Origin of the sequence: Sporosarcina koreensis, from assembly GCF_001531445.1 — a bacterium.
GTDB classification, from domain to species: domain Bacteria; phylum Bacillota; class Bacilli; order Bacillales_A; family Planococcaceae; genus Sporosarcina; species Sporosarcina koreensis_C.
In genome coordinates, this window is sequence record NZ_LQYA01000191.1 from 1 (window position 1) to 18,877 (window position 18,877).

Below are 18,877 nucleotides of genomic sequence, written 5' to 3' on the forward strand. Positions count from 1 at the left end.
GCAAAGCGACGAGGAGGCTGAGGGCAAGCCCCCCGGAAAGCGTCCGCTCGGAACGGAAATCAACGTCGCGTCAGTCTAACGTTTTTGTGTCAATGCGCTAATATGACAAAAGGGATGAAAATCAATTCGATTTTCATCCCTTTTGTCTACAGTCTGAGAGAGTGACTGCATAATTATGCAGTCACTCTCTTTCATTTACCAGTTAAGGGATCGCCATCGCGACCTTCCTTCGCCTTTTTCACAATACGATAACTATTAAAACCACTTGCTTCTTCGAACTCCTTGAAGATTGTCTTCTCTTCCGCAATGGAGGGGACGACTTTCTTAAACGCCTTATAGGCATCCATGAAATCCTCCCTCGCAATTTGTGCTTCATATGCTTTTTCCACAGATTGAAAAAATGCTACTACGTCAATGATTTCTTCAGTCGTCCAATGATGACTGAGAGGGTAATTATAATCCACTTTCTTCCGCACCTTTCCTTATGCCCATTTCCTTCTAATACCTTCCGCCTGCTCTACCATGCGGCCGATTAATTCCGCCACCGTCGGAATATCCTCAATCATGCCCGCAACCTGCCCTGCCCAACCAAAACCGTCTTGCTCATCTCCTTTGTGGATGAACCGACGATTGGCGACACCGCTAATATAGCCCTTCAATTTATCATAATCAGCATGTTCCGCTTCCATACGTAAAATCTTTTCCGTCCAACTTCCTGAAAGCGCCCTCGCTGGAGCACCCAGTGACCGTTTAATGACGACGGTACCCGTTTCTTCTGTTTGAAGAAGCGCTTGTTTATATTCTTTTGAAGCATGGACACATTCTTTTGTAGCGATGAAACGAGTTCCCATTTCAATCCCTTCCGCTCCCAACGCATGCGCGGCCATCCATCCCCGCCCATCACCTATGCCGCCGGAAGCAATGACAGGAATCTTCACTGCATCAACCACTTGGGGAACTAACACCATTGTCCCGACATCATCACGGCCCAAATGGCCGCCCCCTTCCTGACCAACAACCATTACTGCATCCGCTCCGAGCGATGCTGCCTTCATCGCTTGTCTTTTAGCAGCGACCAATACAAGCTTCTTCACATCTGCTTTTCCAACAAAATCAAAGAATGGCGCAGGATTTCCGCCAGTTACCGACAGGACCTTGACATTCTCTTCCAAAGCGATGTCGAGCATATGCTCATAGGGCCGTCCGTGCTGGCCAATTGCAAAATTGACTCCGAAAGGCTTCGCTGTCAGCTCCCTAACCTTTCTGATTTCTGAACGCAGCGCTTCCGGCGAATCCAAGCTCATTGCTGTAATCTGACCAAGTCCTCCTGCTTCTGAAACCGCTGCAGCCAGGTCCGCATAGGCAAGATAGGCCAATCCCCCTTGGATGATCGGATAGTTAATCCCCAGCAATTCAGTGACTCTCGTTTTCCATTCCACAAAATCTCCCCCTTATTCTCCCTCTTCCAGATCCTCCAAACCTTTAATCAGTTCAGGATCGACAATTTCATACCCTTTATCTCTTAATCCATTCACGATTTCCTCCAAAGCATCAGCAGTCCATTCCCTGTCGTGCATCAGCAAGTTGGAGCCGTCACGGAGAAGTTCCGTATTCACCATAATGTCCGCAATTTTTTCCTTTGTCATATACTCTTTTTCAAAATCATAGCCATATGACCAGTTCATCAATTGCATTCCTTCGTCAATCGCAAGAGCTCGACTAAAATCCGTATTCACTCCGAACGGGGCACGGAAAAACACAGGACGTTCGCCGGTGACCTCCTCGACAATGTCATTTACAGAAATGATTTCCTCACGTTGTTCTTCTTCGGACAATGTCTTCAAATTCGCATGTGTCTTCGTATGATTCCCGATAGTGAATCCCATATCGTGAATTTCTTTCAGAATCGCTTTCTTTTCATCCGTTTCAATAAAATGACCATTGACGAAAAAGATGGCTGGAGCTCCCAAACTTTTTAATGTCTTCGCCATGTCTAGCGCTCTTTTATCCGGTGCGTCATCAATCGTCAAAAGTACGACCTTTGGATTCGCATGCCCGATTGGCTGAATGGAGTATGTTTTCGGGTTCATTTCGTATAAAGGGACTTGGTTGACGATTTCTGTTTCCCCTTCCTGTTCAACCTCGTCATCATTTTCTTTCTGCTTATCAGCTGGTACAACGTCTTCTTCATTGTTCTCCACTTCGACAGGTTGCTCAAACTGATCCGTTTCTTTCGGTTTTGCTTCTTCGTTGCATGATGCGAGCAGCAGCATGGAGAGAAGCGGTATGTATAGTAACCTTTTATTCATGAGATTCTCTCCTTTATAATGATGGCTGAATATTTTCATCCTATCACGAGTCGGAACGTTCCTTCAAACGAACCGGGGCGTAGGAATGAGAAAAGCGTCCGAAAGGCACATCATGCCAACGGACGCTATCTATCTATTCTACACTTATTTAGAAATCATATGAATCGGTTTACCAAGAGCCACCTCTGCAGCTTCCATGGAAATTTCACCGAGAGTGGGGTGAGCGTGGATAGTCATTGCGATATCTTCCAATGTCATTCCCGCCTCGATCGCAAGACCAAGCTCTGCAATCATATCAGATGCATTTTCACCTACGATTTGCGCGCCTAATAGGAGTCCGTCCTCTTTACGAGAAACTAGTTTGACGAATCCGTCAGTTGCGTTAAGCGCAAGTGCACGGCCATTCGCTGCAAACGGGAATTTGCCCGCCACTACTTCATAACCTTCATCTTTTGCTTGTTGTTCATTCAATCCGACTGTTGCAAGCTCAGGATCTGTAAAGCAGACTGCCGGGATTGCCAAATAGTCGACTTCGGATTTCTCGCCGGAAATCGCTTCTGCAGCCACTTTCGCTTCATAGGAGGCTTTGTGTGCAAGTTGCGGTCCGGAGACGATATCGCCGATTGCATAGATGTTCGGGATGCTTGTACGGCACTGTTTATCCACATCGATCAAACCGCGTTCAAGGAATTTGACGCCCATTTCTTCAAGACCGATTTCATCTGTGTTCGGACGGCGTCCAACTGTTACAAGAACATAGTCAGCTTCAACTTTTTGCTCTTCGCCTTTTGCTTCGTACGTTACGACAACACCAGTGTCGGATTCTTCAACACCTTTGGCAGATGCCTTTACAACGATTTCAACGCCTTTTTTCTTCAAGCCTTTTTTAACGATTTGCGTCATTTGTTTTTCGAAGCCTGCAAGAATATCATCAGCACCTTCGATGATCGTCACTTTGGAACCAAGGTTTGCATACGCTGAACCAAGTTCAGTTCCGATATAACCGCCGCCGATGACGACCAAGTGCCCAGGAACTTCTTCCAAGTTAAGCGCACCAGTGGAATTGATGACACGTTTTGAAAACTTGAATGTAGGAATTTCAACCGGACGTGAACCTGTCGCGATAATTGCATTCTTGAACTTATACGTCTGTGAAGATGTTTCATCCATTACTTTAGCAGTGTTCGCGTCGACGAAGTAAGCTTCACCTTTGACGATATCGACTTTATTTCCTTTAAGCAATCCTTCAACGCCGCCTGTCAATTTTTTGACTACGCCGTCTTTAAATGCTTGCGCTTTTGAGAAGTCAAGTTTGACATCAGTTGCTGTGATTCCCATATCATCGGAATCTTTTGCGGACGCGTAACGATGCCCTACTGAAATAAGGGCTTTCGATGGAATGCAACCAACGTTAAGACAAACTCCACCAAGATCACCCTTCTCGACGATTGTGACTTTCTGTCCCAGCTGAGCTGCGCGGATTGCCGCAACATATCCTCCGGGGCCGGATCCTACAACAAGTGTATCCACTTCGATTGGAAAGTCTCCTACTACCATATGCTTACGCCTCCATTAATAAAAGTTCTGGATTACCGAGCAATTTCTTAATGTGATTCAGTGCCTGCTGTCCTGTAACACCATCAATCACCCGATGATCGAATACCAATGATAATGCTAACATAGGTGCGGCAACAATTTCACCATTTTTGACAATTGGCTTTTCGGAAATACGGCCGATTCCGAGAATTGCAACTTCCGGATGGTTGATGATCGGCGTAAACCATTGTCCGCCTGCAGAGCCGATATTTGTAATGGAGCAAGATGCCCCTTTCATTTCCGCAGGACTCAATTTACCATCGCGTGCTTTTTCAGCAAGCTGGGTAATTTCTTGTGAGATTGCAAATACTGATTTCCGATCTGCATGCTTGATGACAGGCACAAGCAATCCACGATCTGTGTCAGCTGCAATACCGATATTGAAATAATGCTTCTGAATGATTTCCTCTTTTTCATCATCAAGAGATGTATTCAATTGAGGGAATTCACGCAGTGTAGAAACGAGCGCCTTCACAACATATGGAAGATATGTGAGCTTAATATCCTTTTCTGCTGCGATTTGCTTGAATTTCTTGCGGTGTGCAACAAGCTCTGATACGTCAATTTCGTCCAACAAAGTCACATGAGGTGCAGTGTGCTTGGAATTGACCATCGCTTTAGCAATCGCTTTTCGGATTCCCGACATTTTTTCACGCGTTTCAGGGAAGTCTCCTTCCAATGCTACAGGTACTGCCGGCTTCGTTTCAGGTCCTTGCACTTCTGCTTCAACGGTAGTTTTTGGTTCTTCAGCTACTTGGACAGATTGCTGTTGGCCGCCGTTTAGGAAGGCTTCGATATCCTCTTTCAAGACACGGCCATTTTTACCTGACCCCTGCACTTGGCGAATATCGACTTCCTGCTCGCGCGCAAACTTCCGGACGGACGGCATAGCAATGACGCGTTTTGTTGTCGCATCATCTGTTTGTCCTTGCGTGGAAGGTGCAGCTTGCTTCGTTTCAGGCTGTTCTTTCTTCTGTTCTTCTTTATCGATTTCCTGGCCTGCTTCCGCAGTTGCCTGGACTTGGGCTTCAGTCTCTTCTTTGCCTTCTTCCTCTACGCTTTGGCTTTCATATCCAGGAGCGTCAAAACGAATTAGGACGTCACCGACTACAGCGACTGTTCCTTCTCCAACGAGAATTTCTTCTACTGTACCTGTTACAGGTGATGGGATTTCCACAACTGCTTTATCGTTTTGGATTTCAAGAAGCGTGTCATCTTCATTGATTTTATCGCCTTTGGCAACAAACCACTTTACGACTTCACCTTCATGAATCCCTTCCCCGATATCCGGTAAACGGAATTCATATGCCACAAGATTCACCCTTTCTTAGTATCAGAGCTTAGCTCCAATTAGAATGTCAATACTTTTTTAGCTGTTTCAATAATGTCGTTCGCATCCGGCAACCAAGCATTTTCCCCTTGGGCAAACGGATAGACTGTATCAGGAGCTGTGACCCGCAAAACTGGCGCTTCAAGGCTTAAGATCGCTCTTTCCGTTATTTCGGAAACAACATTCGCTGCGATTCCCGCTTGCTTTTGCGCTTCTTGAACAACGATTGCACGGTTTGTCTTCTCAACGGAACCGATGATCGTCTCGATGTCCAACGGCTGAACTGTACGCAAGTCGACAACTTCTACAGAATGGCCTTCTTTTTCAAGTGCTTCTGCGGCTTTCAAGCTTTCATGCACCATTGCACCATACGTAATGATCGATAGATCTGTACCTTCTCGCTTCACATCCGCTTTTCCTAAAGGAATCGTATATTCCTCTTCAGGTACTTCTTGCCTGAATGAACGGTATAGCTTCATATGCTCCAAGAATACAACCGGGTTCTCATCGCGGATCGCCGAGATCAATAACCCCTTCGCGTCATACGGCGTTGAAGGGATGACGACAGTCAAACCTGGTTGGGATGCAACCAATCCTTCAAAGCTGTCCGCATGCATTTCCGGTGTCGCAACACCGCCGCCGAATGGAGAACGGATCGTTACAGGCGCGTTGTATCTTCCACCCGTACGGAACGATTGACGTGCCAATTGACCGCTGACTGAGTCGATCACTTCAAAGAGGAAACCGAAAAACTGGATTTCCATGACTGGACGGAAACCTGTTAGCGTCAACCCAACAGCAAGACCACCGATTCCTGATTCAGCAAGTGGTGTATCAAATACACGCTCTTCGCCAAATTCTTTTTGCAAACCTTCAGTTGCGCGGAAAACACCGCCGTTCACGCCAACGTCTTCACCGAAGACGAGGACGTTTTCATCATTTTTAAGCTCCGTGCGCATTGCATCGGTAATCGCTTGAATCATCGTCATTTGTGCCATCGGTTACTTCGACTCCTTCTCTGTATACAGTTCAAATTGCTCTTGCAAATTGGATGGCATATCGCCTTTGTACATTATTTTCATGAAATCGGTCACTTTTTGTTTAGGTGCAGCATCCGCCTTCTTGATGGCTTCTTTAATGTCCTCTTTCGCACGGTCGATTACTTCGTTTTCCTTCTCTTCATTCCAAATGCCTTTACCTTCAAGGTATTTACGGAAACGGATAAGCGGGTCGCGTTTTTCCCATTCGTTATCTGTGTCGGATGTACGGTAACGGGTAGGATCATCTCCTGCCATCGTATGCGGACCGTAACGGTAACACATTGTTTCAATCAATGTTGGACCTTCGCCGTTCACAGCACGTTCCCTTGCGTCACGTGTCGCAACATACACCGCAAGCGCATCCATTCCATCCACAAGAATGCTTGGAATTCCTGCAGCCACACCTTTTTGCGCAAGTGTTTTTGCTGCTGTTTGCAACTCTCGAGGAGTCGAAATCGCATATTGGTTATTTTGCACAACGAAAATCGCAGGCGAACGATACGCCCCTGCAAAGTTGATCCCTTCATAGAAATCACCTTGCGAAGTACCTCCGTCACCCGTATACGTCATTGCCACTGCTTTAATTCCACGTTTTTGGAATCCGAGAGCGACACCTGCGGCTTGGATATACTGGGCGCCGATGATGATTTGCGGAAATAACACGTTCAATCCTTCAGGAAAAGCACTTCCTAAATAATGTCCTCGGGACCATAGGAATGCCATATGTAATGGTAAACCGTGGAATACGAGTTGTGGGACATCACGGTAACCCGGCAGGATGAAGTCTTCCTTCTCAAGCGCAAAATGGGATGCAAGCTGAGAAGCTTCCTGGCCGGCAGTCGGTGCATAGAATCCAAGTCTTCCTTGGCGGTTCAAAGAAATCGACCGTTGATCCAAAATTCTTGTATAGACCATTCTTGTCATTAGTTCTGTCAATTCTTCGTCAGATAAATTCGGATCCGCATCTTTATTGACAATCTCGCCTTCTTCATTCAAAACCTGGAACATTTCAAACTGTTCTTCAATAGAATGAAGCGTTTTCACCGGATCGAACTGCTTTACTTGTTTTGCAGCCATGTCGGCACCTCTCCTTTATATCTGTATTATTTTTTATTGATCTTATTAATGATACAACCTACTTCACTAATCAGTATACTGAAAGAGGACAATTAGGTCAATCACTGTTATTCATAGCATCGCAGAACAGCTTAATATTGCGAATTATAGTAAAGCCGCATTCTGTACTACCACAATAATCAATCTGTATTATAATAGATTTACAAAAAGAAAAAGTGGAGTCGCGTTCGCCTCCACTTTACCTATTTCCTTTATTCTTCTCGTTCTAAACTTGAAAACACATCTTCTTTTAAGGAATTTACCTCTTTAGTCGCTTCATTGAATTCTGTAATTGCCGTTTGAACCATTGCATTTTGCTCGTTCACTTCTTTCACTTTCTGTTTTAATTCGTCCAGTCCGACGTCTTGGGCAGAAAGCATGCCGTAAAACTCTTTTTGAATAGCTGCAAGCTTTTTATACTCATCGATGAAAGTAGAATGAAGGGCATACCGCTTCTCTGCAGCGTCTTTCAGCTTTATAATCTGTCCGCTTTCAGATTCAGAAGCTTTCTCTCCAATTGTGTCAAGCTCTTCAACAAATCCTTCCGCTTCTTTCATTGCAGCTTCCTCTTTGTCTAGAAAAGCGAGTCTATCATCTAATAGAGTCTCCAACTCACTGATTTTGGAACGCAATTTGTCAACGTCTTCTTTTGTCAATTCCATCGTTTCCGTGAAGGTTTTCTGTTCGGTTTGTTCTAGTTCAGTCAATTTACTTTGTGTATCTCGATATGCAGTTTCCGACTCATTCATTTTGGTCAATGTTTCGGAAAGTTGCTTCTCAGTCGATTGCCCGATACTGCATCCGGTTAACGTCAACATGCCGACCGCAAGTAAACTTACAACTTTTTTCTTCATAGAATTTCCTCCAATCTGAATTTCACTATAACTGTATCCCCCAAGCATTTCAAGCAACCACAAAAACCTTTACCCCGCATTAACTGGCAGTAAGACTCCCGCCCTGCGGGAGATCGACTGCCAGTTAATGCCCGATTGGTTCGGGCCTGCAGGATGCAGGTCACAAAGGCGTCGCAAGGGCGTTTCGAACTTAGCCTTTGTTCTGCTGCTCAGTGGGGAAAGAATCCCACTGAGTGAAGTTTCACTTTACCCTCTTTTCCCTGTTAGCTTATAATAGAAGGACAGCAAGATTTATCGAAAGGAAGAATATGCAATGATTTTAATGAAAGATATTATTCGCGAAGGCCATCCAACACTCCGTAAAGTCGCGGAGGAAGTGACATTCCCGATGGCAGCGAAGGAAAAGAAGTTATGCAACGATCTACTCGAATATCTTATAAGTAGCCAAGACGATGAAGTATGTGAACGGTACGGTTTGCGGCCAGGGATCGGGCTTGCAGCTCCTCAAGTGAATGTTTCCAAAAGAATATTCGCCTTGCATATTGAAGAAGAAGGGCAAAAAACGCTTAGCATCGTAGCTGTCAACCCTAAAATCGTCAGCCACTCAGTGGAGAGAACTTATTTGGCATCTGGCGAAGGCTGCCTTTCAGTAGACCGTGATGTAGATGGCTTTGTACCTCGCTATGCAAGAATAACGGTGAAAGCTTTCGACCCAGAGGGCCAGGAATTCAAGATGAGGCTTAAAGGACTTTCCGCCATAGCGTTCCAACACGAGCTGGATCATTTGAACGGTGTCATGTTCTATGATCACATCGACTCATCGGCACCATTCAAAGTCATTCCGGACGCCACTCCTTTTGAAAGGGACTAAAATAGGAATCGAAACTTGACAGAAATTTCGAATTCCTATATAATGTCTTTAAGGAGTGATATGCCCATGTACAAGCGCCTCAAACGCAAACTGTTAAGACGGCTCAATGGCATACTCGGCAAAAAGACGATTGCATAGACAACGCCCGCCAACACGATTGGCGGGCTTTTTTTATGATTTGATGTTCCCTATAGATGAAGAAGGTCATCATAGTTTATTTTAAGCAACTGACATGCTAAGATGAAGAGAAAGATTCAAACGAACGTAAAAAGGAGAGCTTACCATGATTTACAAAGTCTATTACCAAGAAAACGCAACACAAGTACCAATCCGTGAAAACACGAAACATCTGTACATTGAGGCCGATTCTGAAAAAAATGTCCGCGAAAAGCTAAAGAACCGGGAGTACAATATTGAACTGATCCAGCTACTCGAAGGTCAACATCTCAAATATGAGCAAGCATCCCCTCATTTTGAGCTAGAGCAGGTCTAAGCATTATGAAACTAATCAAAAACAATGAAACAGCCGTTTTCGCCCTTGGCGGACTTGGAGAAATCGGCAAAAACACGTATTGTGTACAATTCCAGGACGAACTCATCCTCATCGATGCAGGCATCAAATTTCCTGAGGACGATTTACTCGGAATCGATTACGTCATTCCCGACTATACCTACTTGGAACGGAACGTCGAAAAGATCAAAGGCCTTTTCATTACGCATGGTCACGAGGACCACATTGGTGGGATCCCTTATTTGCTGCGCAAGATCAACATTCCGGTCTACGGCAGTAAATTGGCACTCGGATTGCTCCGAAACAAGCTTGATGAACATGGCTTGCTCAGAACGACGAAGATGATTGAGTTCAAGGAAGATGACATTTTCAAATTCAGGAAGACATCCGTCTCTTTCTTCCGGACAACCCATAGTATTCCTGACGCATTCGGTGTAGTCGTCAAAACACCATCAGGCAATATCGTTCATACGGGCGACTTCAAATTCGATTTCACGCCGGTCGGAGAACCAGCGAACCTTGCCAAGATGGCAAAATTCGGAAGCGACGGTGTACTCTGTCTCCTATCGGACAGTACGAATGCTGAAGTGCCGAATTTTACAATGTCCGAACGAAAAGTCGGCGATAGCTTGAATGAAATCTTCCGTAAAGTCGATGGAAGAATCATCTTTGCAACATTCGCCTCAAACATCCATCGACTTCAGCAAGTGATCGAAGCAGCTGAACGATATGGCCGGAAAATCGCCGTATTCGGCAGAAGCATGGACAATGCAATTACAATCGGACGGGAACTCGGGTATATCAACGCACCTAAAGAATTATTCGTGGACACCCAGTCGCTCAACCGGCTGCCTGCCAGCGAAGTGATGATCCTCTGTACGGGAAGCCAAGGCGAACCGATGGCTGCATTATCTCGTATTGCAAACGGGACACACCGTCAAGTGCAAATCCAACCTGGCGATACGGTCATCTTTTCATCCTCGCCGATCCCTGGGAATACACTGAGCGTCAATAAAACAATCAACGCCCTCTTCCGGGCTGGCGCAGAAGTCATTCACGGCGCACTAAATAATATTCATACATCAGGACACGGATCACAGGAAGAACAGAAACTGATGCTCCGGTTGATCAAACCGAAATACTTCATGCCGATTCATGGTGAATACCGCATGCTGAAAATGCATAAGGAGCTCGCCATCGGCTGCGACGTTGAACCGGACAACATCCACATTATGAGCAATGGTGATGTTCTCGCTTTGACAGAGGATTCGGCTAGAATCGCCGGAAAGGTCCCTTCAGGCGACGTGTATATCGATGGAAGCGGCATCGGGGACATCGGAAGTGTCGTATTGCGCGACCGTAAAATCCTGTCAGAAGACGGTCTAGTCATCGTCGTTGCTACAGTCGATAAGAAACGCAATAAAGTCGTTTCAGGACCTGATATCATTTCACGCGGATTTGTGTATATGCGAGAATCCGGGATGATGATCAGTGAAGCTCAACATCTATTATCTAAGGAATTGAACAAGAAACTTGCAAACTCTCCTGCAGAAGCAAGTTCATTGAAAAGCGACATCATCGATATCCTTTCACCTTATCTATATGACCAGACAAAACGCAGACCAATGGTACTCCCTGTCGTCATGGAAGTTTGAATAGCGGAGCTGGACTGTAAGAAAGCCCTCATGTCATTAACGACATAAGGGCTTTTTTTGAAAAAGGCCTTTCATCAATGAAGGGCCTTCCTCTCAAATCTATGAATATCCACATCCGAACCAATGACAATCAATATATCATTCAACTGGATCTCTTCAATCGCTTGCGGTGACACCAAAATCTGAGATTGGCGTTTAATCGCTACGATATTCACACCATATTTCGCTCGGATATCTAGATCGATCAGCGTGAATCCGGCAAGCTTCTCATTCGCTCGTATTTCTGCAATCGAATACTCATCGGACAGTTCTAGATAATCCAAAATATTATTCGAAACCAAATTGTTCGCAATCCGTTTCCCCATATCCCGCTCAGGATGGACGACTTGATCCGCACCTATCTTCCGTAAAACTTTCGCGTGGTAGTCATTCTGCGCTTTCACGGTTATTTTCTGGACACCGATCTCTTTCAAGATGAGTGTTGTTAAAATGCTCGCTTGGATATTTTCACCGATTGCTACGACGACATGCTCAAAATTTCGAATTCCCAATGATCGTAGTGCAGATTCATCAGTCGTGTCAGCCGCCACCGCAGTTGTCGCAATTTGCGCAAATTCCTCGACCCGATCAGGCGAAATATCGATCGCCATAACATCCGCATTCAATTCCACTAGCTCATTGACGATGCTTCCCCCGAATCGTCCTAATCCAATGACGACAAATTCCTTTTTCATTCAATTTCGCTCCAATCCGACTTATGGATAAAACGAGTGTACCATATTCGTTTCATAGGCAAAAGAAAAGACGACCTACATTCGGCCGCCTTATCTTCTCATTTCATTCATTAGTCGCTCAACACGTTTCTTAAGCATGCCCATGCCGCTTTGCTCTGTTTGAAAATGCCGTAGTTGCCCGCCCTTATCGAAAACATAATAGGCGGGGACGTATTGGTTATCGAACGCATCATTCAAAATCAAATCGCCGTCTACGAAAATCGGATGCCTAATATTATTCTCCGCGGCGACTTTTTTGATTTTCTGTAAATCCAAATCATCTTCCGAGCGCGGCATATGCACCGCGATGATGTTCAACCTGTCCTTATACCGGCTTCGGAAATTATTCATATAAGGCATTGCTTCCTTACAAAGGTGGCAGCTAATTGACCAAAAATGGATAAGGGTCGGTTTCTCCCCGATCAGATCCGCTTTTTCATATCGCCCATTCAACCAGACAGTCGCTCCGTTCAATTCCGGCATCCGTTCGTACAATTTCATCTTTTCTCTCCTCCGACTAAAATATCCCACTGCTTATTCTATGCGGACAGATTGAAAATCGGGATGGAATGTTTAACAGCGCTTTGTCAAAGGGAATGGTAGGACAGGTGGCTTGCCACTAATAGAGAAGCGGATGAAGGAAGGCAATGCTATGTCCATACAGAAGAATCCGGAAAAATTACAAATGACCGACGCCTATATGACGTTCCTCCTGCCCTTCGGCTTTGATCAGAGGAGAAGAGAGGAAACAATCATTGATTTAGAATCGAATGGATACACCTATTTTCAAATAGATGAGGCTGTAGTGGATGAAGACGTTTTATACGGACATGGAATCGAAGTTTTAGGCAAGGAACTGGAACAATACTTTTATCCGTATATCGAAGATAAGCTTTTCCCTTGCTCTCCCGAAAAAAAGGGATTTCATCGCTATACTGCAATTATCGGAAAAAACTACACGATGCAGTTAAGAGATGAATTGTATGACTTTTACATGAGAAGCACCGATATTATCTTATGTCCGTTCGGCATCGCATTCCTTGTTTTACGCATAGACTTGAAGGATTCATCTGAAGACATAAGCGATGTACTCGATTTCATACAACATTTCCGAGCGATCGAACCGAATCTGAAAGAAGATAAAGGCGCCACAATCATCATCCCTCAAACAGGACAAACATTTACCATCCATGATTATTTATTCGAACACTTATGTCCATTTTTGAAAAAGACAGTTTTACACGAAAGGAAATTGGAAGGGCATTTCGGAACCCTTCCCTATTTCGAGGATGAAAGGATGTACGTTTCATCCTTCCTTGTTACGGAAACGGATGCATTCATTTCAGAAGAAAACCTATTCAGGATCGGCAATTTGAACGGAAAAGACCCCGATGGAATGCCTTTCGTTTCTGCAACGAATCCAGATTATATTCAACAATCCTTATCGGAGTCCTTGCATGATCGATGGGCGCCTCATTTGTATATGATTGCGACTGATCACAACTTCTCAACCGTATCCAATCGTCCGGTTGATGAATTGACGAACGAATTATCACAGTACATGGGAACGCATTATTATAATTTACTTCTTCATTATTTCTATAAAATCATGTTGTTGCGCGTCTCTTTTGAATATAGTGAAGTCGAATGGAAAAGGGATGAGTTTTACGTCAAGTCACTCATCAAGCTGATCAATGTTTTTTCATCTTCGTATTACTTTATAGAAATCAGTACAAGAACCGGGGGCAAGGAATTGTCGAAGTTGTTCAGAAAGACTTTTCGTATCGATGCCCGCTTCGATGAAGTGAACACCACATTGCAAGAATTATACAAGAGTCAGGAAAACAGCAATGCGAGCCGCGTAAATACACTTCTTTTCATTTTGACTATTTTCACTGTCATTTCCGGCATTTACGGCATGAATCTCGTCATAAAGGACTGGGAGGCTCCTTCTGGTTGGAAAGAATATTCCTCTTATACGGTCTTCGAATGGATTTCATTGGCCACTGCTGTGACAGGTATCGGCTTGTCTGTTTACTTGATCATTTCCACTTTCGGAAGGCTGTTCAAGCAATGGCTCCGTAAGAAAAAGCTTCATATGCATGACCAATAGAATTCCACCCATGCCGGAGTCCCGAAAAGGATTCCGGTTTTTTTAAGAAACATCTTGATTTCCAATAGGTTTTTTGTATAATAAAGTAGGTTTATAGTAAACAGAAAGTACAGTAATACTAAACCCCGTGATTCAAGGAAGGAATTGTCGACCATGCATATCGGGAGTAAAATCAAAAGTCTTCGTTTAAAAAAAGGACTTACCCAGGAAGAATTGGGTGAGAGAACCGACCTTACGAAAGGTTATATTTCTCAATTGGAAAGGGAGCTCACTTCCCCATCCATTGAAACGCTTTTTTCCCTTTTAGAAGTGCTGGGAACAACGCCGAAGGAATTTTTTGATGAACCGAAGAAAAACGTGAAAGTCGTCTTCTCGCCGGCCGATCAAACAACGTACGTCAATGATGAACTGAAGTATAGCATCCGCTGGCTCGTTCCCCGCTCGAATGAGAATGAAATGGAGCCAATCCATATTACATTCTCCAAGAATGGGGAATTCAAACGATTTGAGCCATCACTTGCCGAAACATTCATCCATGTTCTTTCCGGTAAAGTGGAAATTGAGCTCGGAAAGAGGACGTTTACTGCTATAAAGGGAGATTCAGTCTATTATGAAGCTTCCGATCACCATCGGATATCGAATGCAAATAATGGACCGAGCGAATTGCTTCTTGTAGCAACAGAATCTTATTTATGAAGGGGGAAATACCAAAATGACAAATCAGCCGATTATCCGTTTTGAGAATGTCATAAAGAAATACGGAGATGGAACTACCGTATTGGATAATGTTTCATTCGAATTGGAGCGCGGAAAGTTTTATACTTTATTAGGTCCTTCCGGATGCGGAAAGACGACAATCCTTCGATTGATTGCAGGGTTTATCGAACCGACAGAAGGGTCGATTTACTTCAATGGCAAAAAAATAAACAATGTCCCGGCGAACGAACGCCAAGTAAATACGGTATTCCAGGATTATGCCCTTTTCCCCCATTTGAATGCATATGAAAATATAGCATTCGGTTTACGGATTAAAAAGGTGAAAAAGGACGAAATCGACACACGAGTCAAAGAAGCATTGAAATTTGTCAACTTGGCCGGCTACGAAAATCGGGAAATTACGGAAATGTCAGGTGGTCAAAGACAACGTGTTGCCATTGCACGCGCCATTGTCAATGATCCTGAAGTGATCTTGCTTGATGAGCCGTTATCCGCACTCGATTTGAAATTGCGGTCTGAAATGCAGTACGAGCTTCGGGAGTTGCAGCAACGCCTCGGCAAGACGTTTGTCTTCGTCACCCATGACCAAGAGGAAGCGCTCGCCATGTCCGATGAGATTTTTGTCATGAATATGGGTGCCATCCAGCAGTCAGGCACACCTCTTGATATCTATGACGAGCCGATCAATCGTTTCGTCGCCGACTTCATCGGTGAATCGAATATTGTGTCCGGCCGGATGATCGAGGATTATATCGTTGAATTTACAGGAAAAAGATTCGACTGCGCGGACGCCGGCCTTCAGCCGAATGAGAAAGTGGACATTGTCCTTCGCCCGGAAGATTTGGAAATCACGACTGTCGATAAAGGCAAATTGAATGTGACAGTCGATACACAATTATTCCGTGGTGTTCATTACGAACTGTCGACATACGATCAGGACGGCAATGAATGGCTTGTTCATTCTACAAAGAAAGCGGAGGTCGGGGAAAAAATCGGACTTGATTTTAATCCCGAAGATATTCACGTTATGCGATTGAACGAATCAGAGGAAGATTACGATGCTAGACTTGAAGCCTATGGAGTGAACGCTGATGAATAAGTCCCGCCTGCGTTCAATTTACTCGATCCCTTATACAGCGTGGATCCTGTTGTTCGTCCTGGCTCCGATTGCATTGATCGTCTATTATTCCTTTTTCGACTTGGCAGGCAACTTCACGCTGGCGAATTATCGCAACTTCTTTACGTCCGTCTATCTTTCATTGACGATCAGCTCGTTTTTGTATGCATTCCTCATTACATTCTTTTCATTGCTGATCGCCTATCCTACGGCATATTTGTTAACGAAGACGAAGCATAAGCAACTTTGGCTTTTGCTCATCATCATTCCATCGTGGATCAATCTATTGTTGAAGACATACGCCTTCATCGGGTTGATGGGGCTATATGGACCGCTTAATGCGTTTTTGGAGACTGTCGGCATCGGCAAGCAGCAAATCCTGTTCACGGATTTCAGCTTCGTGTTCGTCTCCGTATATATTTTCATTCCGTTCATGATTTTGCCGATTTTCAACGCGCTCGACAAATTGAACCCTGCGTTAATTGACGCGTCGCGCGATCTTGGTGCAAGTTCCTGGACGACCTTCAGGAGAGTCATATGGCCTTTGACGACAAATGGAGTAAAATCAGGCATCCAAGTTGTATTCATTCCTGCCTTGTCATTATTCATGATCACGAGACTCATTGCTGGCAATAAAGTCATTACGCTCGGAACAGCTATTGAACAGCAGTTCCTGGTGACACAAAACTGGGGGATGGGCTCTACAATTGCAGTCTTCCTCATTGTATTCATGTTCATTATCATGCTTGTCACGAACGGAAAAGAAAAGGGGGCGTCGGACAATGGAAAAGCTCGGTAAGCTTCCTAAATTTTATTTAGCGATCGTCTTCATTATCCTGTACGCACCGATTTTCTATTTGATCTTCTACTCATTCAACTCGGGCGGCGGCATGTCAAATTTCGAGGATTTTACATGGGAGCATTACGCGGCGGTTTTTGAGGACAAACGACTGATCATCATCGTCCTCAACACGATCATCATCGCCCTGCTTTCCGCTTTACTATCGACAGCAATCGGCGTCATCGGCGCTTTAGCCATTTATTTTATGCGCAATAAAAAAATGAGGAATGCCGTACTGTCTTTGAATAATATTTTGATGGTCAGCCCGGATGTCATTATCGGAGCTTCATTCCTCATCCTGTTTACAATGATTGGCGTGAAGCTCGGTTTTGCTTCGGTGTTAATTTCCCATATCGCCTTCAGCATACCGATTGTCGTCATTATGGTATTGCCGAAACTTTCGGAGATGAATACTTCATTGATCGACGCTGCACTGGATCTTGGCGCTTCTCGAAAAGATGTGATGACGCGGGTTATCCTTCCTTTCATAAAACCGGGGATATTTGCTGGATTCTTCCTTGCTTTGACATATTCCCTTGATGACTTCGCTGTCACATTCTTCGTGACAGGAAATGGATTCTCGACGTTATCAGTGGAGATTTATTCGATGGCAAGAACAGGCATCAGTTTGACAATCAATGCCCTATCAGGACTCATTTTCATTGTCACTGTCGCTTTAGTGGTCGGTTACTATGCGATCAGCCGAAAATCGAAGACGCCTCTCGCGGGGGTGAAAAAATGAAATCCATAATCCAATCAGCAATTCTAATCCTTCTCGTATCTGGCATATTGCTTTTCATCAACGCCGAGTTGAGCGAAGGTAGTAAGGCGGGAAAAGGGACAATCACGGTTTATAATTGGGGAGAATATATCGACCCGGATCTTATCAAGCAATTTGAAGAAGAAACAGGCATTAAAGTCATTTATGAAACATTCGATTCAAATGAAGGCATGATGAGCAAAATTGAGCAAGGCGGCACATCATACGATATTTCTGTCCCTTCTGAATACATGATTGAAATGATGAAGGAAAAGGATCTTCTATTGCCAATCGATTACAGTAAAGTTCCGAACATCAAACATATCGATCCTTACTTTTTGGATTTGGCATTCGATCCAGGCAATGAATACTCTGTCCCCTATTTTTGGGGCACAGTAGGGATAGCATTCAATCCGACGTTACTCGAAGGACAATCATTTGAGAGTTGGGATGATTTATGGGACCCTTCCTTGAAGCAACGTGTCATTCTTGTCGATAGCGCACGGGAAACGATCGGGATGGGATTGAACTCATTAGGATACTCTCTGAACTCGACCAATCCTCAAGAACTGCGCGAAGCAACAGATAAATTGAAAGCATTAAGCCCGAATGTTAAAGCGGTTATCGGGGATGAAGTCACGCAGCTTATGATCAATAATGAAGCAGCTGTTTCGTTGACGTGGTCTGGACAGGCAGCCGATATGATGTATGAAAATGAGGATATCGATTACGTTGTTCCTGAGGAAGGTTCAAATTTATGGTTCGACAATATCGTCATTCCGAAAACCGCAAAAAACATCGACGGAGCGCATGCATTCATCAACTTCATGCTCGATCCTGAAGTGGCTGCGCAAAATACCGATTATGTCGGCTATTCGACGCCCAATTTATCTGCACTTGAGTTGATGGATCCGGAAGTTGTGGAGGATGAACGTTTTTATCCTGACGAAGAGACAAGAAGCCACTTGGAAGTATATAAAAATTTAGGACTTGAATTATTAGGCGTCTATAACGAACGTTTCCTTGAATTCAAGATGGATATGAAATGATTCTTGTAATGCCCTTAAACCGCAAAATTGTTTAAGGGCATTTTCGTATACGGATGGAGGCGTTTCCGTTAAGTGTTATCGTGCTTATGTGGTAAGATGTTTCAATAACACGAAATAGTTAGAGGGGCGGATGGCCTTTGGTGGAGAAACAATCGAATAATTTGGCATTATACATTTTGATGTTCAATATGTTCATCGCAATGGCAGGTATCGGTCTCATTATCC

The 18,877-nt window shown here is 44.3% G+C and carries 19 protein-coding genes; 9 read left to right on the plus strand and 10 right to left on the minus strand.

From position 1 onward, the window contains the following. Positions 1 to 191: 191 nt before the first annotated feature. The 8 genes from AWV70_RS16925 to AWV70_RS16960 all read right to left on the minus strand — a co-directional run bounded on the left by AWV70_RS16925 (position 192) and on the right by AWV70_RS16960 (position 8,245). Positions 192 to 464 carry a UPF0223 family protein gene (locus AWV70_RS16925; protein ID WP_060209599.1) on the minus strand — a complete coding sequence of 91 codons (273 nt, stop codon included), beginning with the start codon at positions 462 to 464 and terminating at the stop codon, positions 192 to 194. An 18-nt stretch (positions 465 to 482) separates the two neighbouring features. Continuing rightward, entirely contained in the window at positions 483 to 1,439 is a 957-nt protein-coding gene (locus AWV70_RS16930) for an NAD(P)H-dependent flavin oxidoreductase (protein WP_060209602.1), read from the minus strand. A 12-nt stretch (positions 1,440 to 1,451) separates the two neighbouring features. Then, a complete protein-coding gene (locus tag AWV70_RS16935; RefSeq protein ID WP_060209604.1) occupies positions 1,452 to 2,309 on the minus strand; it encodes a polysaccharide deacetylase family protein in 858 nt (285 codons plus the stop codon). Positions 2,310 to 2,453: 144 nt separating this feature from the next. Next, positions 2,454 to 3,866 carry a dihydrolipoyl dehydrogenase gene (lpdA, locus tag AWV70_RS16940; protein WP_060209605.1) on the minus strand — a complete coding sequence of 471 codons (1,413 nt, stop codon included), beginning with the start codon at positions 3,864 to 3,866 and terminating at the stop codon, positions 2,454 to 2,456. Between the two features lie 4 nt (positions 3,867 to 3,870). Beyond that, positions 3,871 to 5,217 carry a dihydrolipoamide acetyltransferase family protein gene (locus AWV70_RS16945; protein WP_060209606.1) on the minus strand — a complete coding sequence of 449 codons (1,347 nt, stop codon included), beginning with the start codon at positions 5,215 to 5,217 and terminating at the stop codon, positions 3,871 to 3,873. 38 nt (positions 5,218 to 5,255) lie between these two features. Beyond that, complete coding sequence (locus AWV70_RS16950) at positions 5,256 to 6,233, minus strand: alpha-ketoacid dehydrogenase subunit beta (RefSeq protein WP_060209607.1); 978 nt, start codon at positions 6,231 to 6,233, stop codon at positions 5,256 to 5,258. A 3-nt stretch (positions 6,234 to 6,236) separates the two neighbouring features. Further along, the gene (gene pdhA, locus AWV70_RS16955) at positions 6,237 to 7,352 is read right to left on the minus strand and encodes a pyruvate dehydrogenase (acetyl-transferring) E1 component subunit alpha (RefSeq protein WP_060209609.1); all 1,116 of its coding nucleotides are present in this window, start codon (positions 7,350 to 7,352) and stop codon (positions 6,237 to 6,239) included. Positions 7,353 to 7,603: 251 nt separating this feature from the next. Beyond that, complete coding sequence (locus AWV70_RS16960) at positions 7,604 to 8,245, minus strand: YkyA family protein (protein ID WP_060209612.1); 642 nt, start codon at positions 8,243 to 8,245, stop codon at positions 7,604 to 7,606. A 313-nt stretch (positions 8,246 to 8,558) separates the two neighbouring features. Between AWV70_RS16960 and def the strand changes: the two genes are divergently transcribed. The 3 genes from def (at position 8,559) to rnjA (ending at position 11,282) form a co-directional block, all read left to right on the plus strand. Then, on the plus strand, positions 8,559 to 9,116 hold the full coding sequence (def, locus tag AWV70_RS16965; protein WP_060209614.1) for a peptide deformylase: 558 nt from the start codon (positions 8,559 to 8,561) through the stop codon (positions 9,114 to 9,116). 283 nt (positions 9,117 to 9,399) lie between these two features. Beyond that, a complete protein-coding gene (locus AWV70_RS16970; protein WP_060209616.1) occupies positions 9,400 to 9,609 on the plus strand; it encodes a DNA-dependent RNA polymerase subunit epsilon in 210 nt (69 codons plus the stop codon). A gap of 5 nt (positions 9,610 to 9,614) precedes the next feature. Then, complete coding sequence (gene rnjA, locus AWV70_RS16975; RefSeq protein ID WP_060209618.1) at positions 9,615 to 11,282, plus strand: ribonuclease J1; 1,668 nt, start codon at positions 9,615 to 9,617, stop codon at positions 11,280 to 11,282. A gap of 74 nt (positions 11,283 to 11,356) precedes the next feature. Here rnjA and AWV70_RS16980 read toward each other — a convergent pair whose 3' ends face one another. Both AWV70_RS16980 and AWV70_RS16985 read right to left on the minus strand, forming a co-directional pair. Continuing rightward, positions 11,357 to 12,016 (minus strand): potassium channel family protein, encoded by a 660-nt coding sequence (locus AWV70_RS16980; RefSeq protein ID WP_060209620.1) that lies wholly within the window; start codon positions 12,014 to 12,016, stop codon positions 11,357 to 11,359. A 90-nt stretch (positions 12,017 to 12,106) separates the two neighbouring features. Continuing rightward, the gene (locus AWV70_RS16985) at positions 12,107 to 12,556 is read right to left on the minus strand and encodes a TlpA disulfide reductase family protein (protein WP_060209622.1); all 450 of its coding nucleotides are present in this window, start codon (positions 12,554 to 12,556) and stop codon (positions 12,107 to 12,109) included. Positions 12,557 to 12,707: 151 nt separating this feature from the next. Here AWV70_RS16985 and AWV70_RS16990 point away from each other — a divergent pair, with 151 nt between their 5' ends. The 6 genes from AWV70_RS16990 to AWV70_RS17015 all read left to right on the plus strand — a co-directional run bounded on the left by AWV70_RS16990 (position 12,708) and on the right by AWV70_RS17015 (position 18,652). Then, on the plus strand, positions 12,708 to 14,168 hold the full coding sequence (locus AWV70_RS16990) for a hypothetical protein (protein WP_060209624.1): 1,461 nt from the start codon (positions 12,708 to 12,710) through the stop codon (positions 14,166 to 14,168). A 153-nt stretch (positions 14,169 to 14,321) separates the two neighbouring features. Beyond that, positions 14,322 to 14,864: a helix-turn-helix domain-containing protein gene (locus tag AWV70_RS16995; protein ID WP_060209626.1), complete on the plus strand. Its 543-nt coding sequence runs from the start codon at positions 14,322 to 14,324 to the stop codon at positions 14,862 to 14,864. A 16-nt stretch (positions 14,865 to 14,880) separates the two neighbouring features. Then, a complete protein-coding gene (locus AWV70_RS17000; RefSeq protein WP_060209628.1) occupies positions 14,881 to 15,984 on the plus strand; it encodes an ABC transporter ATP-binding protein in 1,104 nt (367 codons plus the stop codon). Next, positions 15,977 to 16,801, plus strand: a complete 825-nt coding sequence (locus tag AWV70_RS17005; RefSeq protein WP_060209629.1) for an ABC transporter permease — start codon at positions 15,977 to 15,979, stop codon at positions 16,799 to 16,801. The genes AWV70_RS17000 and AWV70_RS17005 overlap by 8 nt, the downstream gene beginning before the upstream one ends. Continuing rightward, a complete protein-coding gene (locus AWV70_RS17010; RefSeq protein WP_060209641.1) occupies positions 16,785 to 17,585 on the plus strand; it encodes an ABC transporter permease in 801 nt (266 codons plus the stop codon). The genes AWV70_RS17005 and AWV70_RS17010 overlap by 17 nt, the downstream gene beginning before the upstream one ends. Then, positions 17,582 to 18,652, plus strand: coding sequence for an ABC transporter substrate-binding protein (locus AWV70_RS17015; protein WP_060209643.1), 1,071 nt, complete (start codon positions 17,582 to 17,584; stop codon positions 18,650 to 18,652). Before AWV70_RS17010 ends, AWV70_RS17015 begins: the two co-directional genes overlap by 4 nt. Positions 18,653 to 18,877 lie beyond the last annotated feature (225 nt).

What these genes read in the sequence shown, in the direction of transcription:
- AWV70_RS16935 (WP_060209604.1), bottom strand. Translation starts at nt 2,309, where the DNA reads ATGAATAAAAGGTTACTATACATACCGCTTCTCTCCATGCTGCTGCTC.
- lpdA (WP_060209605.1), bottom strand. Translation starts at nt 3,866, where the DNA reads ATGGTAGTAGGAGACTTTCCAATCGAAGTGGATACACTTGTTGTAGGA.
- AWV70_RS16950 (WP_060209607.1), bottom strand. Translation starts at nt 6,233, where the DNA reads ATGGCACAAATGACGATGATTCAAGCGATTACCGATGCAATGCGCACG.
- pdhA (WP_060209609.1), bottom strand. Translation starts at nt 7,352, where the DNA reads ATGGCTGCAAAACAAGTAAAGCAGTTCGATCCGGTGAAAACGCTTCAT.
- AWV70_RS16960 (WP_060209612.1), bottom strand. Translation starts at nt 8,245, where the DNA reads ATGAAGAAAAAAGTTGTAAGTTTACTTGCGGTCGGCATGTTGACGTTA.
- def (WP_060209614.1), top strand. Translation starts at nt 8,559, where the DNA reads ATGATTTTAATGAAAGATATTATTCGCGAAGGCCATCCAACACTCCGT.
- AWV70_RS16970 (WP_060209616.1), top strand. Translation starts at nt 9,400, where the DNA reads ATGATTTACAAAGTCTATTACCAAGAAAACGCAACACAAGTACCAATC.
- rnjA (WP_060209618.1), top strand. Translation starts at nt 9,615, where the DNA reads ATGAAACTAATCAAAAACAATGAAACAGCCGTTTTCGCCCTTGGCGGA.
- AWV70_RS16980 (WP_060209620.1), bottom strand. Translation starts at nt 12,016, where the DNA reads ATGAAAAAGGAATTTGTCGTCATTGGATTAGGACGATTCGGGGGAAGC.
- AWV70_RS16985 (WP_060209622.1), bottom strand. Translation starts at nt 12,556, where the DNA reads ATGAAATTGTACGAACGGATGCCGGAATTGAACGGAGCGACTGTCTGG.
- AWV70_RS16990 (WP_060209624.1), top strand. Translation starts at nt 12,708, where the DNA reads ATGTCCATACAGAAGAATCCGGAAAAATTACAAATGACCGACGCCTAT.
- AWV70_RS16995 (WP_060209626.1), top strand. Translation starts at nt 14,322, where the DNA reads ATGCATATCGGGAGTAAAATCAAAAGTCTTCGTTTAAAAAAAGGACTT.
- AWV70_RS17000 (WP_060209628.1), top strand. Translation starts at nt 14,881, where the DNA reads ATGACAAATCAGCCGATTATCCGTTTTGAGAATGTCATAAAGAAATAC.
- AWV70_RS17005 (WP_060209629.1), top strand. Translation starts at nt 15,977, where the DNA reads ATGAATAAGTCCCGCCTGCGTTCAATTTACTCGATCCCTTATACAGCG.
- AWV70_RS17010 (WP_060209641.1), top strand. Translation starts at nt 16,785, where the DNA reads ATGGAAAAGCTCGGTAAGCTTCCTAAATTTTATTTAGCGATCGTCTTC.
- AWV70_RS17015 (WP_060209643.1), top strand. Translation starts at nt 17,582, where the DNA reads ATGAAATCCATAATCCAATCAGCAATTCTAATCCTTCTCGTATCTGGC.